The sequence below is a fragment of the Nocardioides sp. Z38_18 genome (assembly GCF_058215695.1).
This window is the reverse complement of the sequence record NZ_JBZAJE010000002.1, coordinates 805,707-819,530: the sequence shown is the minus strand read 5'-3', so window position 1 is coordinate 819,530 and position 13,824 is coordinate 805,707. Positions and strand designations below refer to the sequence as shown.

General features: G+C 64.5%; 14 protein-coding genes. 7 read left to right on the top strand and 7 right to left on the bottom strand.

Translation table 11 applies throughout. The features are described from left to right. Positions 1-9 precede the first annotated feature (9 nt). Positions 10-1,032, bottom strand: coding sequence for a polysaccharide pyruvyl transferase family protein (locus AC4BGC_RS15110; protein ID WP_490556471.1), 1,023 nt, complete (start codon positions 1,030-1,032; stop codon positions 10-12). Between the two features lie 219 nt (positions 1,033-1,251). On the opposite strand from AC4BGC_RS15110, the gene AC4BGC_RS15105 reads away from it, so the two are divergent. Further along, the gene (locus AC4BGC_RS15105) at positions 1,252-2,055 is read left to right on the top strand and encodes a class I SAM-dependent methyltransferase (RefSeq protein WP_490556470.1); all 804 of its coding nucleotides are present in this window, start codon (positions 1,252-1,254) and stop codon (positions 2,053-2,055) included. Between the two features lie 19 nt (positions 2,056-2,074). On the opposite strand, the gene AC4BGC_RS15100 is transcribed toward AC4BGC_RS15105, so the two are convergent. After that, a complete protein-coding gene (locus AC4BGC_RS15100) occupies positions 2,075-2,332 on the bottom strand; it encodes a PqqD family protein (protein ID WP_490556469.1) in 258 nt (85 codons plus the stop codon). A 17-nt stretch (positions 2,333-2,349) separates the two neighbouring features. Here AC4BGC_RS15100 and AC4BGC_RS15095 point away from each other — a divergent pair, with 17 nt between their 5' ends. Further along, the gene (locus tag AC4BGC_RS15095) at positions 2,350-3,549 is read left to right on the top strand and encodes an asparagine synthase-related protein (protein WP_490556468.1); all 1,200 of its coding nucleotides are present in this window, start codon (positions 2,350-2,352) and stop codon (positions 3,547-3,549) included. On the opposite strand, the gene AC4BGC_RS15090 is transcribed toward AC4BGC_RS15095, so the two are convergent. After that, complete coding sequence (locus AC4BGC_RS15090) at positions 3,525-4,349, bottom strand: hypothetical protein (RefSeq protein WP_490556467.1); 825 nt, start codon at positions 4,347-4,349, stop codon at positions 3,525-3,527. The two genes, AC4BGC_RS15095 and AC4BGC_RS15090, sit on opposite strands and share 25 nt — an antisense overlap. Before the next feature lie 142 nt (positions 4,350-4,491). On the opposite strand from AC4BGC_RS15090, the gene AC4BGC_RS15085 reads away from it, so the two are divergent. The 4 genes from AC4BGC_RS15085 to AC4BGC_RS15070 all read left to right on the top strand — a co-directional run bounded on the left by AC4BGC_RS15085 (position 4,492) and on the right by AC4BGC_RS15070 (position 7,875). Further along, entirely contained in the window at positions 4,492-4,632 is a 141-nt protein-coding gene (locus tag AC4BGC_RS15085; RefSeq protein WP_490556466.1) for a hypothetical protein, read from the top strand. A 33-nt stretch (positions 4,633-4,665) separates the two neighbouring features. After that, positions 4,666-5,145 carry a lasso peptide biosynthesis B2 protein gene (locus tag AC4BGC_RS15080; protein ID WP_490556465.1) on the top strand — a complete coding sequence of 160 codons (480 nt, stop codon included), beginning with the start codon at positions 4,666-4,668 and terminating at the stop codon, positions 5,143-5,145. Between the two features lie 91 nt (positions 5,146-5,236). Further along, positions 5,237-6,091, top strand: a complete 855-nt coding sequence (locus tag AC4BGC_RS15075; protein ID WP_490556464.1) for a hypothetical protein — start codon at positions 5,237-5,239, stop codon at positions 6,089-6,091. A gap of 8 nt (positions 6,092-6,099) precedes the next feature. After that, positions 6,100-7,875: an ABC transporter ATP-binding protein gene (locus AC4BGC_RS15070; RefSeq protein ID WP_490556463.1), complete on the top strand. Its 1,776-nt coding sequence runs from the start codon at positions 6,100-6,102 to the stop codon at positions 7,873-7,875. 72 nt (positions 7,876-7,947) lie between these two features. Here the strand turns inward: AC4BGC_RS15070 and AC4BGC_RS15065 are convergent, their stop codons facing one another. The 4 genes from AC4BGC_RS15065 to AC4BGC_RS15050 all read right to left on the bottom strand — a co-directional run bounded on the left by AC4BGC_RS15065 (position 7,948) and on the right by AC4BGC_RS15050 (position 12,507). Continuing rightward, a complete protein-coding gene (locus tag AC4BGC_RS15065) occupies positions 7,948-8,631 on the bottom strand; it encodes a class I SAM-dependent methyltransferase (RefSeq protein ID WP_490556462.1) in 684 nt (227 codons plus the stop codon). Between the two features lie 33 nt (positions 8,632-8,664). After that, positions 8,665-9,711, bottom strand: coding sequence for a glycosyltransferase family 4 protein (locus AC4BGC_RS15060; RefSeq protein WP_490556461.1), 1,047 nt, complete (start codon positions 9,709-9,711; stop codon positions 8,665-8,667). Positions 9,712-9,722: 11 nt separating this feature from the next. Then, a complete protein-coding gene (locus tag AC4BGC_RS15055) occupies positions 9,723-10,823 on the bottom strand; it encodes a glycosyltransferase (protein WP_490556460.1) in 1,101 nt (366 codons plus the stop codon). A gap of 103 nt (positions 10,824-10,926) precedes the next feature. Further along, positions 10,927-12,507 carry a sugar transferase gene (locus AC4BGC_RS15050; RefSeq protein ID WP_490557191.1) on the bottom strand — a complete coding sequence of 527 codons (1,581 nt, stop codon included), beginning with the start codon at positions 12,505-12,507 and terminating at the stop codon, positions 10,927-10,929. Positions 12,508-13,084: 577 nt separating this feature from the next. Here AC4BGC_RS15050 and AC4BGC_RS15045 point away from each other — a divergent pair. Continuing rightward, on the top strand, positions 13,085-13,435 hold the full coding sequence (locus tag AC4BGC_RS15045) for a phosphomannose isomerase type II C-terminal cupin domain (protein WP_490556459.1): 351 nt from the start codon (positions 13,085-13,087) through the stop codon (positions 13,433-13,435). The last annotated feature ends 389 nt before the right edge of the window (positions 13,436-13,824 follow it).

Sequence of the window (13,824 nt, the reverse complement as noted above, 5' to 3'; positions counted from 1 at the left end):
CAACGGGTGTCAATTCAACTTCGGCCTGCATTCAAGCTCGCGCAGTTGCGCCTTCATGAACTCGAGCCTTTCGTGGAACACCTCGTTGTCTGACAGGCACGGCTCGACCCGCGTCAGGTCACTCAGAAAGTCCAGGGGTGCCGCTTGGTCCAGCAGGGGTTTTCGGGTGGCCTCGTACGCCTTCGAGGCTGCACGGGTCGTGGCTTTCGTGAGCCGAGTGCGTACCCAAGACAGGCGAGTGGGGGTTTTTATCCGCTTGAACCTGTCGAATATCTCAGGATTGTCGAGTCGGGGTGGATTTATTTGATGCGCCTCGCCGTAAGCCGCCAAGAACCTGTCCTCAGTACGCGCCTGCACAGAGACGTGAGGAGCGGCGTTCGGGCGGTAGGAGACGCTCATCGATGCTGTCCAGTCAAGCCACTTCGTCGTACTGATGTGCTTCGACGTTGACACCGGGATCCAAGGCACGCGCATGGAATCGGCCACGATGGCAGCATGCATGGCATCCGCCAGCACCAGGCTCGCCGATCGGATGCGGTGAATCAAGGCTCGGTCGTCCCAGCTCGGGTCGAGGTAGCTTATGCCCAATCTTTGACAGACGGCCCGCCATTGCTCCTTGTCCGAGGCGGCAAAGTGAGGCATGAAGACGATCTCGTTGCGCTGGCTGGCTGGCACTGGGGACATACCCGGCAGGGTGGCAAGGAAGATCGCTGAGTCAGTGCCGACTGCCTGTTCAGGCACTCCAAGCAGCCTGGCGCTGACCGGACCGCGCACGATCGTTTTCGCCCAGGGGGCGCGGCTGACATCTGGAAGCTCGGCGTAACCAGCGCCACTTCCAAGGGCGTAGATTCTCCTTGCGCGTGGAAACTTCTTGGGTACATCCGCGGCGAGGAGCGTTCCGATTCCCACAAGCACTTCGTCTTCGCTTGTGTCCAACAAGCCGGGGCTGATCGCATGCCAAAGCCACGAGTTCAGTTCATCTCCGAAATTGGCTCGCGTCGAACGATAGTGGAATAATTGCACGGCAAGCACCCTCTTTTCCCGGCTTCGCCACGAGTCCGCAACGGACCCTACCCGAACTCTCGCTGAGAGTGCCCAGCCATTTCCAGTTCCGGACTCGGGCAAATCGCCCCGTGCGTGTTCGGGAAAGGTTGAGCTCCGCTTACGTGGGGAGGCTGCAAGCGAGCAGCAGGGCGTAGACCTGAATGCCACGTCATCACTTTTCGGACCGCGCAGGGATGGAGCACGAACATGGCTTTGCAAGCTGGTGGCGACTTCAAGGTGAGGGCGTACCAGCGTTCGTTCGCGTGGCGTGCCCGGTGGCGACGGGCCACAGAAGCGGTTCATGACGGGATCTGGCTCGGTCTCCTGGACTCTGCGGATCTGCGAGAGATCGATCAGAGGTTCTATGCCAGCGCGACCGAGGAGGTCGACGGATTCGCCCGGACGTATGCGGACCCGGCCCACATCCGTCAAGGGTTGAGCGAGTGGGAGCGATCGGCGCTGACCCATTTCCCGGCCGGCGCCACGGTGGTCGTCACCTCAGCGGGAGCCGGCCGCGAGGTCCTCGCCTTGATGGAGCTCGGCTACGACGTGCATGGGTTCGAGCCCAACGGCTCGCTCGTAGAGGCGGGTCGGCCTGTTTTGCGGGATGCCTCCCGACTGCAATGCGGGCCCTGGGACGCGTTTCCACCCTTTAGCGGTGTCGCCGATGCCGTGATCATCGGCTGGGGGTCCTACATGCTTCTCAGTGGCCGGGACACCAGAGTCACCCTTCTGGAGGACGCACGATCTGTTTTGGCCCCGGGTGGACTGTTGCTGGTCTCCTACTTCGAGCGGCCACCGGGGAAGTACTTCGCGCTCGTCCAGAGGATCGGAAACGCGATCCGCCGCGCTCGGGGTGGCCCTCCGTTGGAGCTTGGGGACGCACTTTCCCCCAACTTCGTGCACTATTTCACGCGCGGAGAGATCAAGAGCGAACTCGACGTCGCTGGGTTCGACGTGATGTACATGGCGACGGCACCGTACGGCCATGCGTTGGCCCGGCGGAGATGACGCCCACTCGTTGTTCCAGTCACGCCTGTAGCAGGTTGCGCTCACGGAGCATGCTGATAAATGCTGATACGTCGCGAATGGCGGCGGCTTGGTCAATGTTGAACTTGTCGATCAGTGTGGACACCAGATCTTCGGTCTCGGCGCCCACGACAAGTCGGGGCCATAACGCGGCTCCGGCTGCGTTGATTGAGAGATATCGCGATTCCGTGATGTCGAGGCAGACGATCTCATCGTCGACGGCTTGCCAAGTAATTGATTCTGCCCGCAACTTCAGCATTCCCGTACCCTAGCCCGATGGTGACAGTGCAGCGGTCTTTGTCAGGAGCTGGTGAGATAGCCCCGCTCCAGCCCATCGAACTTGCTGCCGGAATCGTGCTCGAGGAAATGCCCCCGCCCCGCCTTCGGCGCGCGGACCGTCCTAGACCACAACCGGTAGGAGCCGGCCGGGCGGCTCTCGATTCGTTGCTTCTCAGCGCCTTGCAAAGGGGGCCGGTATCGATTTCATTCTCCGGTGGCCGGGACTCCTCGCTCCTTTTGGCCCGAGCCGCCAGCATCGCCCGAAGCAACGGGTTCGCTGATCCTCTGCCGATCACGATGCGGCACCCCTCGCCCGAGTCCAGAGAGGACTCTTACCAAGAGGCGGTGGTGCGGCACCTCAGGATCGCGGACTGGGTGAAGGTCGACGTTGCCGAGACCTTGGGTGTGCTCGGTGCGGTCGCGACCGGATTTCTTCTGCGAGAAGGAGTCGTCGCGCCTCCCAACGCCTACCTGCACCTCGCGATGGTCGACGTCGCTCCGACGGGCACACTGCTGACGGGCGCCGGAGGCGACGAGATTCTGGGAACGGAGAGCTGGCGGCTGGCGCAGGTGTTGACTCGTCGGAGGTCCCCGCAGATGCGAGACCTCGCTCTTCTCGCTCTGGCGTGCGCCCCGACACGTGCTCGTCTACGAGTGTTGGCCAGTTACGGTGAGGCCGGTCCACCGTGGCTGCTGCCCGAGGCCGCTCGGGAGGTCAACCGCCGCCTGGCCTGGGACATCGCCAACACGCGGGTGCGCTGGGATGTCGGAGCCGTGCTCCACGCGCGATCCCGGACGCGGATGCTCGGCCAGGACGCGCTCAACCGGGTGGGACACCCCCGAGTCCGAGTCGAGAGCCCCCTTGCCGACGAGCGCTTTGTGGCCGCCTTCGCGGGGGAGGTCGGGATGGCGGGACCGCGCAGCAGGGAGCAGGCGATGCGTGCCCTCGGACAGGATGTCCTGCCGGAGCTGCTCCTCACCAGGCAGAGCAAGGCCACGTTCGGCGGCCTCGTGTGGGGCAGTGAGTTCAAGGAGTTCGTGGAGGGGTGGGACCCCGGAACCCTGGAGCCGCAGATCGCCCGTCTCATCGATACCGACGCGCTGCGTGAGGCTTGGCGGGCCCAGACCCCCATCTACCCGGCCATGCTCCTCGCCCAGAAAGCGTGGTTGGATCAGCGGGCGGCGCGTGCGATCTGAGTCACGGCGTCAGGACCTGCCCGAGCTGAGCGCCAGTCAGCCGGTCGGGCAAGGCGCCACATTGGGAACTGCAGCAGGTCGAGGAACGAACGGTGGGCGCTGGGCCCCAGGGCCAGGGCCTCGTACCGGGCGAGGGTCTTCAGTCGCTCGGGCGCCGGCACCGGATCGACGGACAGCTGGTCGGCCCAGGTGAGTTCAACAAAGCCGCCCAGAGGCGTCTCGTAGGGAGCAGGTCCAAACGTCTGTCGCCAGCGAGGTCGTCCGATGTGCTCTGCAAGCTCCTCGCCTCGGTCGAGGTGTCGCGCGGACTCGGCACGCAGGTCGCCTGATCGTGGACCGGCCAGCACATCCAGATCGGCGATCACGCTGAGGTCGTCAGCGAGCACAGTCTGCCCGTCCGCGTGCAGTTGCGAGCTGAGCGTGGTCTTCCCGCTCCCAGCCTCACCAAGGAGGATCCAAGCGCGGCCGTCGAGCACCACTGCCGCGCCGTGGAAGGCGCTGCGGCCCTGCCAGCGAGCGGCCACGGCACCCACGAAGGCCAGCAAGGGGTGAGCTAGTCCGGCCTCGGAGAAAGGGGTCGGCGCTGACACGACACATCGGAGAGGCGATCGCGTCATCGAGATGGTGGCGAGACCCCGCGCTTGCAGTCGAGCCTGGTCGTCGTCTACTTCCATGTCGGTGACAGAAGGGGCGGCGCCCGCCTTCTGACGCAGGTCCATGGCGAACCACGTGTGATCGCGCGGCCCGTCGGGAGCGTCGCCATTCGGCAAGGCCTCGATGGCAAGGCCATATGCGAACAATTGTCAACCTCTTCAACTCGTTGTGAGACGGAAGTGTTCAGTCTGAGACGCCGCTTGCATCGTGTTGATTCCATGAGAATGCTGAACCACACAAGAGGCAGTGTGCATGCCTTCACGCGGATTCAGATTTTTGGAGAACATCATGACCTACCAGCCTCCTTGCATCACCGACCTCGGCACGGTTCGCGACCTGACCCAGCAGACCTTCAGCAAAGTGGGAAGCAAGACCGACGTGTACAGCGCGGTAACCCCTCTCCTTGGTTCACTCCTGCCGCTGTCGTAGGGAAATAGGAAAAGGCGCAGGTTCTCCGCACCCATGCTGGCGGCGCCCTTGATCGGTATGCGGGAGCGTGGGCGGGTCTTCATCCGAGGCGCCCCCTCTGCGTGGCCAGTCAGGGCAGCAGTGCAACTTGGATTCCTTGGTTGGGCGGTGTTCGTCCTCGTCCGTATTGAGTGGGGACTTCGTCGGGATGAGATCCCGGCCTTGTGCAGCCGTTTGGGGATACGCCTCGATACTGAGGAAAAGGCGGCTGCGGAGGTTGGGGTGCCGCCTTGGGATGACCTCCACCGAGCGGCGGCGCGCGCTTGGCGTGTCCTCGCCTGGTGGCCATTCGAGGACACCTGCCTGCGGCGCTGTCTGCTCCTCGGCAGCGTTCTGCGAGACCACGAACCGAGAATGGCCATCGGAGTCAAGCGCGAAGCCTCAGGGGCGATCGTGGCGCACTCCTGGCTCATCATCTGCGGGCGGTCGGTGGACCCCACCTCGGAGGAATTTACCTCCTTCGCGCTCGCCTGAGCTCGCGATGCCTCGTTACCTGATTCACGGCCTGACCGTGGAGAGTCCGGTCGAGTTGGCGGCGCGCCCTGGGTCCACGTCCAGCGCTGACGTGACCGTCACGGTCACTGTGGGGCCCGTCGAGCAACCGCCGGGAGAGGTGCTCATTTCCACTGGTGGTCTAGATCGGTCCACCGGGCATGTCGTCACGCGTACCGCGGAATCGTGGACCATCACGTTCCCCGACGTCGCCACGGCCACCTTTCGAGGTGATTCCACCGAGGTCACCGTCCGAGTCGTGGACTCGGTGCCGTCGGCGCTCCTGTCAATCCTGATCGGTGGTCCGATCCTGGTGGCACTGGCCCTCTGGCGCGGCCACGCGCTCCTGCACAGCAGTGCTGTGTCGTGGGGGTCGTCGGGGGCCGTGGGCGTGGTGGGACCGTCCGGCTCGGGCAAGAGCACCGTTGCTCGCTTGCTGGTCGGTCCGGACCGGTTGTTGCTCTCCGACGACGCCCTGAGGGTGGACGTCACCGACCGGGTGCGCGTGCACCGGGGGACGATCAACTCCAGGCTCCGTTCGACAGCTGCCATCCGTATCGGTGATCGACCCACCACCAGCGTTGACGGCCGGCTACTGCTGTCGGACCCGACGCAGGCGCCTGCCACTGACCGGCTGAGAGTGCTGCTGCGGCCACTCCTCTCAGCGGCCTTCGATCGTCCCCGCCTGCGCAGGCTGACCACGGCTCAGGCCGTCCATGTGGTTGCTGCCAACTGGCCCTTGCAGGGCGTACAGGATCACGAGCTGCTCGCGGAGCGCTTGAGATGGGCCGTGGCCCTGGCCAGCAGGGTTCGGGTGATGGAGCTGGAGGTGCCGTGGGGCAGGGGCCTGGAATCGGTCGATCGGGCGGAGCTCGTCGGTGTCGTGCAAGCCTTGCTCGGCACGAGCGAAGCGTTGGTCGAGACATGAGAGCGGCGGTGCGTCAACAGATCTCGGTGTTGAGCTGGGCGGTCTCGGCCGTGTTCGGGGCCGATCGCCGCGGCGCATGTCTGGCGGGTGGCCTGCAGTTGGCGGGCGCAGTCAGCGCGCTCGGCGTGGTGCTCGCGAGCAAGATCGCCATCGAATCGGTGACCACAGGGGCCGATGACTCCACGCTCCGTCTGGTCCTCGGGCTGGGCCTGCTAGCCCTCTCGGTCTCGGTCTCACAGATGATCGGAGTCGTTCAATCGCTGCAGCAACGGCTGTTGAGCGAGCGGGTGATGCAGTTCGTGTGGGACGAGCTGATGCGCACCACTGTCAGTGTCGATCTGAAGACGTGGCAGCGCAGCGACTTCATGGACCGCGTCGAGCGAATTCGCCTCAACTCCCTGCACCAACCGACCTCGGTGGTCACCTCCCTGTTCACCCTCATCGGAGCAGCCACGAGCGCGGTTGCCCTGATCGTCACGCTCTTCGCCCTCGAACCCCTGCTCATTCCCCTTCTCCTCCTCGCCGGTGTACCCGCAGTACTGATCTCCCGGCGCGTGAGCAAGTTGGAGTTCACCTACGCCGTCGAGGTGAACCCGGTCCTGAGACGACAGGGGTATCTGAAGCGACTCATGACGGAACGCGGGGGTGCTGCTGAGGTTCGCGCCTTCGCTAGTGCGCGGTTCCTGCTCGGCAGACACACGCTGGGCAATAAGGAGGCCTACACCGCCCTACGTCACCACGTCAGTCGGCGACAACGGCTTGCGTTGCTGTCCGCGACGTTCTCTGTCCTCACCCTTTCGGCGACCTTCGGGTTGATCGGTTTCCTGCTGATCTCGGATCGCATGAGCGTCGCCGCTGCAGGCGCCGCGGCGATTGCCGCCCGATTGCTGTCCGGTCAGCTGGCCTCGGTTTTCGGCGCAGTCGGTTCCTTGGTCGAGTGCGGCCCGTTCCTGCGCGACCTTGAGGATTTCGCCGCGATGCATGATCCGTCGTACCTCGAGCGCGGAACCGCGAGAGAGCTTACAGAATCGCTTCGCCTCAGGGATGTTCATTTCGCGTATGAAGGACGCGAGGCACCGGCCCTGGCGGGAGTTAGCATCGACCTGCCACGCGGGAAGATCGTGATGCTGGTGGGTGAGAACGGTTCGGGCAAGTCCACCCTCGCCAAGGTCGCAGCTGGGCTGTACGAGCCGGACGCCGGATCTGTCTCATGGGACGGTGATGCCGAGGTGCCCGTCAAGGACCTACGGGCCAGCGTGAGCGTGCTGTTCCAGGACTTCGTTCGATATCAGATGACGGCGAGAGACAACATCGCGATCGCTCGCCCGGGCGAGGTGGACGAGGCTGCCGTGAGGCTCGCGGCTGAGCGTGCCAACGTCGCGGACACGATCGATGCACTCCCGCAGTCTTTCGACACCTGGCTCGGGCTTGAACTCGTGAAGGGCGCCGAGCTGTCGGGCGGGCAGTGGCAGCGCTTGGCCATCGCGCGCGCCTTCTATCGGAATTCCCCCTTGGTCGTGCTCGACGAGCCCAGCTCGGCGCTTGACCCACTCGCTGAGTGGCAGCTCATGCAGGACGTGCGCGCGGTCCTCGATGGGCGTGCGGCTCTGCTCATCTCGCACCGGTACTCCAGTGCGCACCTGGCCGATTACATCTACCTGATGGCCGACGGAGAGATCGTCGAGGAAGGGACCCATGCCGACCTGATGGTGCTCGACGGCGGACGGTTCGCGGAGCTCTACAACTTGCAGGCGCGGGCCTACTTCGAGCGTGAGATCCCCTGATCATGTTCGCGCTGCCTGGCCACTGACCAGCGCTGATCGTTGCTCCGCCCGCGAGACCTCAATTGGAAGTCTTCAGGCGACTGCGATGGCCGTGCATCGCCGCGCAAACAGGGTGGGTCGCGCCGAGGCCAACCAGGGGCCAATCCGGGGCGTGCCCGGGACCGGCTCGGTTCCTGCGACCTCAAGGCGGGTGAAGTTGGCGTGCCGGAGCAGCGCAGCCAAGGACGTGAGGGTGAAGGAGCGCAGGTGGGGGTCACGCCAGGGCTGCTCCCTCGAAAGCTCGTCACCCATGGCGTTGGGCCGACCACGAAGGGCCAGTTCCACTCGCCGGGGCCAGACGGCTGCATTGGGAACCGTGACGATGAGCTCGCCACCGGGCTTGAGGATCCGTCTCGCTTCTGTCACGGCCGCAAGGGGATCGAAGAGGTGTTCCAACACCTCGATGATGAACACGGCGTCGTAGAAGTCATCGGGAAGTTCTGTCTGGGTGATGTCCGAGACCAGACGAACGTTGATACCTCGTTTCCCGGCTGACTCCACAGCAGACCTGCTGATGTCGACGCCGGTGTAATTCGCGCCAGTGTTCAGCAGACGAGCACCGACGGTCTCGGCATCCCCGCAACCGAGGTCAGCCACTTCGGCCCCAGGCGTGGAGAAGCGCTGAATGTTTGCCTGCAGGAAGGGATTGTCATTTCGTGGGGGTTTGAAGCCGTCAGAGGTCCAGTAGTGATCGTAATAACTGTGGTCGACTGTCATCGCAAACTCCAGGGTGACTGATTGATTCCAACTCTATTTGGAGGCGGTCAATTTCTTCGCGCCGGTGGCTCGACCGGCGAGACGAGAGGCAGTGCCGGCCATCAGTGCAGCGCTGTGGTCCCAGGTGAAGCTCGCCATCGCGGCAGGACTGATCGTCGGCACCTCGTCGGGCCGATCTACGAGGGTCACGAGTGAGTTGTGGATCGACTCCGCCGATGTCGGAGAGAAATAGCTCGCAGACTCACCGGCAATCCACCGGAACACCGGAATGTCGGACAGGAGCAGGTGCTTCGCGCCAGCGGCCACGGCCTCCACGATGGGGAGGCCGAAGCCCTCTGCCAAGCTGGGGAACACGACGGCTCGAGCGTGTGCGTACAGCGACCTGAGGTCGGAGTCATCGACATAGCCCAGGGCCTTCGTGCCTTTCGGCCAAGCGATTTCGTCGGACTGGTAGATGTTCGATCCTCCACCGACTACGACCAACGGCAACTGCTCGCGCATCCCCGGAGTGAGCATTCCGTACGCCGATGCCAGGCGGGAGAGGTTCTTGCGGGGCTCCAGGTTTCCAACGACCAGGAAGTAGCGATCCGGCAGCAGACCGAAGCGGCCCAGCGCGTCGGCTGCGCGGTCGGCGCCACGGGAGAAGACCTCGCTCGGCGCGTTCGGGACGACTGGCACCTCATGACGGCGCCCGATGCCCTGCACCTGTTCGGCCACCGGCCCGCTCACGGCAACCAACGCGCCAGCCGTTCGGAGTTGGAACGAGAGCAGGGGTGCGTGGGTCAGGTGATAGGTCCGGGAGAACCATTCGGGGTGGTCCACGACGAAGAGGTCGTGCACGACGAGGACGTGCCGGGGGTGATACCACGGTGCCCGGGCGGTCATGCTGATCAGGACGCCCCGCCACGTGCGCAGGGGCAGGATGAGCAGGGTCCACAGCCAGGTCCGGACCGAGGACCGAGACCAGAAGTTGCCCGGCGCGACGTGGATGAAATCCTCGGGCAGGCGCGCTGAGATCTCGTGTGCGTAGCGTTGCTGACCGCTGACCCGCTGCGGTTTGAATGCTTCGTTGATGAACACCCTGCGCCGCTTCATCGCCCGGTCCAGGTGCGGATCCGTTGGTTGAACACCTCGACGGAGAACTCCCGTGCGCGACTGCGACACGGGTCGGCGTCCCGGGTGAGCGCCGTCTCCACTGCGGCGCGGAGCGCATCGTCGGAGTCGAAGGTGGTCAGCGCACCAGTGACGCCCGGCACCACCGATTCGGCGGCGCCACCGACCGCCTGCGCCACGACGGGGGTGCCGGCAGCCATCGCCTCGACCGGCATGATCCCGAAGTCCTCGATTGCGGCGAACACGAAGGCGTCGGCTTGGGCGTACAAGGCGTACAACATGGGTGTGGTCGGACTGATCACGAAGGTGACTGGGACCGACGCCTCCGCTGCCCGGGCTCGCAGGTGTTCCTCCTCTGGCCCTGCCCCCGCGATGACGACAGCGGTGCCGGAGAGTTCGCCGGCTCGGATGACCGCATCCAACCGCTTGTAGGGGATGAAACGAGAGGCTCCCAGCAGGAAATGTGGTGGCAGCGCGTCCAGCAGTCGACGCTCGTCAGAGTCGAGACCCTCGGTGCAATTGACCCGAGATTGGATCTTCGTCACCTCGACAGGTGGGTGGATGACAATCGAGTCGACGCCCCACGTGTCAGCTATGCGCTTGCGCACGAACTCGCTGTTGGCTGCTATGTGGCGGGTCTCGCGTGCCCGTTTGCGGTCCAGTGGCTTGAGCGCTGCGGCGGCTACCCGCGCCGGGCGATTGTGGCCTCGCCGGTCGAGATCAGGTGTCCAGATGTATCGAGCGGGACTGTGTACGTAGACGAACCGGTTCTCGGCGCTCACCCCGTCGAAGCGAGCCTGATGAGCGAACAAGTGTGAGCTGATGAGCGCCCAATCGTAGCCCTGGCCCGGAGCATGCCGCCAGGTTGTCGGCAGAAACGGAAGGGCGGCGACCTTGTTGCGACGTAAGGGGGTACGGGCAAGCCACGACTCCTGGAGACGATCTTCGTCGAAACGTCCGACGGAGTCGTTCCACAGGCACAAGAGATCTGCTTCGGGATAGATCCGCGCCATTGCCTCGAAGACGTTCTCGGAGCCCCCGGCCTTCGCGATCCACTCGTGCACCAGTACCCCGGTCATGAGCGTCCCTCAGACGGTTCTGTGTTCGGCTGGATGACGCACTCCTCGTGACGACCGCGCGCAAGGCATGGAGTCGGAATAGTAGGAACGGCTACCTGGCCGCTCAATAGGCGCCGCGACTGCCCACGACAGCACCGAAGGTGCGAGCCAGGATGGTCAGGTCCTGAATCATTGACCAGTTGTCCACGTAGTAGAGGTCCAAGCGGATCGCCTCCTCCGGAGACAGGTCGGAGCGGCCAGAAACCTGCCAGAGTCCGGTCATGCCCGGCCGCACGTGCAAGCGCCGGTACATGACGTTGTCGTAGAGAGCCACTTCGTGGTCGACCTGCGGTCGGGGACCCACGAGGCTCATGTCCCCGCGGAGGACATTCACCAGCTGAGGAAGCTCGTCGAGTGACAGCCTGCGCAGCCAGCGGCCCGGCGGCGTGATGCGGGGGTCATCCTTGATCTTGGCGAAGACGCCCTCCTGCGACCCCTGCTGCTCGTGGATCTCAGTCCGCCTGGCCTCTGCATCTGTCACCATCGTGCGGAACTTGAGGCAGTGGAAGACGTCGCCGTTGCGCCCCACCCGGTCCTGGCGGAACAGGATGGGACCCCTGTCGTGGCGCCAGACCTGGAGCGCGGCGAAGGCCATCAGCGGTGAAAGCAGGACGAGCAGGCTGAACGAGCCCACCACGTCGAAGGTCCGTTTGGCGCGACGAGCTGCCGCCGCAGCGCGTGGCTTCTCGAGGTGAAGCAGCGGAAGCCCGCCCATCGGACGGACGCGGACGCGCTCCTTCGAGACGTCGGTGAGACTTGGAGCGACCACGACCTGGCACGCCGAGTCCTCGAGCTCCCAAGCCACGTGACGGAGTTCGGCAGCGGACTCCACAGCTCCACCGGCCAAGAAGACCACGTCGGCGTGGACGTCGTGAGCCAGGTCGATCACCGATGCGGGGCTGCCGAGAATAGGGATGCCAGCCTGAGTCAGCAGGCGATCCGGCTGCGTGGGTGTGAGTGCGCCAATGGCGTGATACCCCAGCCATGGCTCCCTCGCCAGGACCGCAGCCACTTCATCGACGTGGGCCGAGGATCCGACAATGAGCACGCGGTGCGAAAGCAGGCCGCGCTTCCGAGCCTGCCTGACGATCCGGCGCAGCGACATTCGCCCGAGGAGGAGGGCTGGGGCGCCGAGGATGATCGTAAGTGCGAAGAAACCGCGCGAAAGGTCGTAACGCAGGAAGAAGCAGCCGATCCCGATCACAGCCGCGGTGAGCAGGCATGCGTTCGCGATACGCCGGTACTCGTCGGTGCCAGCGCCCATCACCTGACCGTCATAACCACCGAGCAGGGCGATGGCGACAATCCATCCCGCCGCGATCATCGGAGCAGCGATGGCTAGCGCTGGTTCAAAGTTGCCGGACGTCGGTTCGAATATGCCGAGTGTGTCCCGACCGAGTTTTGCGGTTGCTAGAACCACGGCCACAAGCACTAGGTCGATGCCCAACGCGATCGTGGGTATCAGTGCAACCGCGACGGACGGCGATTGTCTTCGCAGGCGGCGGATGTATCTCTCGCGGTACCTGATACGTCGAGCAACTGGCTCACCGGGATCCGGCAAAGTATCTGGCCGTTGCCCCGTCACGGGAGTCGGTCGTTGCCGCGGCACGGTTACGGGCCGGTGGTCACCCTCAGTCAGTGGCATTGCTGAGCCCCCCAGGTCCATTTTGTTGGACCGGATGTGTTTGGAACGCTTCTCCGTGATCAACGCGTAATCTCCCCCAAAGTTATGATCCGAAGCGCCGCTACCTGGGCGGTTGTAGGGAACGCCAGCCGTTTCCGGAATGAGCGAATGAACGCTATGCGCCCCACCGTCACAGAAAGGGAAGCGAGCCACCCAGTTCCGTTCTTGGGGAATGAGACGTTAAGCGGGGCGGTCTAGGCCGCACTTGATATGAATTGTCGCTCTCCAGTGTGGCCACAATCTTTTTGCGGGATTTGCAGCCGCTCGTGACCTGCCGGAAACACTGGCCCCGTAGAGGAACCCAAATACGGGGCAATCTGGACGAACATGAAGGGTGTGGGGGAGACGCGCTCCCTTCGCAGGGCGGGTCACCGGCGTCGAGCAACTCTCCCGAGATGATGCTGCTAGGGACGTCCCGCGAGCGGTACGACGGGCTCACCAAGTTCAACGGTCGAGTGCCGCCCAGTCGTGGCGAAGAGCTTCTTACCTCTTCTGAGAGGATCTGCGCGACTGGCGCATCGGCCGGTAGCCTCGCGCCATGATTCTTGAGTCCGAAGATCGTCCATGGGGTTCCTGGCACGTGATCGAGGTAGCTGACGGCTACAAGATCAAGCGCATTCACGTGAACCCGGGTGCGCGCCTTTCCCTGCAGAGCCATGAGCGCCGCTCCGAGCACTGGGTGGTCATCCAAGGGGAGGCCACGGCTGAGGTCGATGGCGAAGAGTCTGTCGTCAAGCACGACGAGTCGATCAGCATCCCGTTGGGAGCCAAGCACCGCCTCGGAAACCGGGGTCAAGTTGAGCTTGTCATCGTCGAGGTCCAGCTCGGCGGCTACACCGGCGAGGACGACATCTGCCGCTATGAGGACGACTACGGGCGCAGCGACTGACCGTCCTTCCAGACGTGGCAGCCCATCTGCCGAGACGCAGAGGCCCGGCCGCCCCCCCGAGCGGTACGACCGGACCCCACTTGGGCAACGAGCAGGGGCCGGTGACGTCACGCTATCCCCGGCGACTTCCGGGCACGTGGCCCGGAAGCCAGGCGAACTGGGCGAGCTGGTCTCGACTTCTCGGACTGACCATCGGGGTCATCGCTCGTTGAGCACGCGATTGCCTACAGCAACGTGCAGCGAGGAGCACCTACCTCATGGTGATCCCCAAGCCGTCCGCGTCCAGGTCGGCCCGCGGCAAGAGTCGGTGAGGGGGTCGGTGAACGTCCCCGGTGGCCCGATCGCCGCGATCCAGGTCCGAGCCGGCGAGAAGGCGCTCCGGGTGCCCG

Bases quoted from the DNA above. Each gene is read 5' to 3' on its own strand.
- AC4BGC_RS15105 (WP_490556470.1), top strand. From the start codon at position 1,252: ATGGCTTTGCAAGCTGGTGGCGACTTCAAGGTGAGGGCGTACCAGCGT.
- AC4BGC_RS15100 (WP_490556469.1), bottom strand. From the start codon at position 2,332: ATGCTGAAGTTGCGGGCAGAATCAATTACTTGGCAAGCCGTCGACGAT.
- AC4BGC_RS15095 (WP_490556468.1), top strand. From the start codon at position 2,350: ATGGTGACAGTGCAGCGGTCTTTGTCAGGAGCTGGTGAGATAGCCCCG.
- AC4BGC_RS15085 (WP_490556466.1), top strand. From the start codon at position 4,492: ATGACCTACCAGCCTCCTTGCATCACCGACCTCGGCACGGTTCGCGAC.
- AC4BGC_RS15080 (WP_490556465.1), top strand. From the start codon at position 4,666: ATGCTGGCGGCGCCCTTGATCGGTATGCGGGAGCGTGGGCGGGTCTTC.
- AC4BGC_RS15065 (WP_490556462.1), bottom strand. From the start codon at position 8,631: ATGACAGTCGACCACAGTTATTACGATCACTACTGGACCTCTGACGGC.
- AC4BGC_RS15055 (WP_490556460.1), bottom strand. From the start codon at position 10,823: ATGACCGGGGTACTGGTGCACGAGTGGATCGCGAAGGCCGGGGGCTCC.
- AC4BGC_RS15050 (WP_490557191.1), bottom strand. From the start codon at position 12,507: ATGCCACTGACTGAGGGTGACCACCGGCCCGTAACCGTGCCGCGGCAA.
- AC4BGC_RS15045 (WP_490556459.1), top strand. From the start codon at position 13,085: ATGATTCTTGAGTCCGAAGATCGTCCATGGGGTTCCTGGCACGTGATC.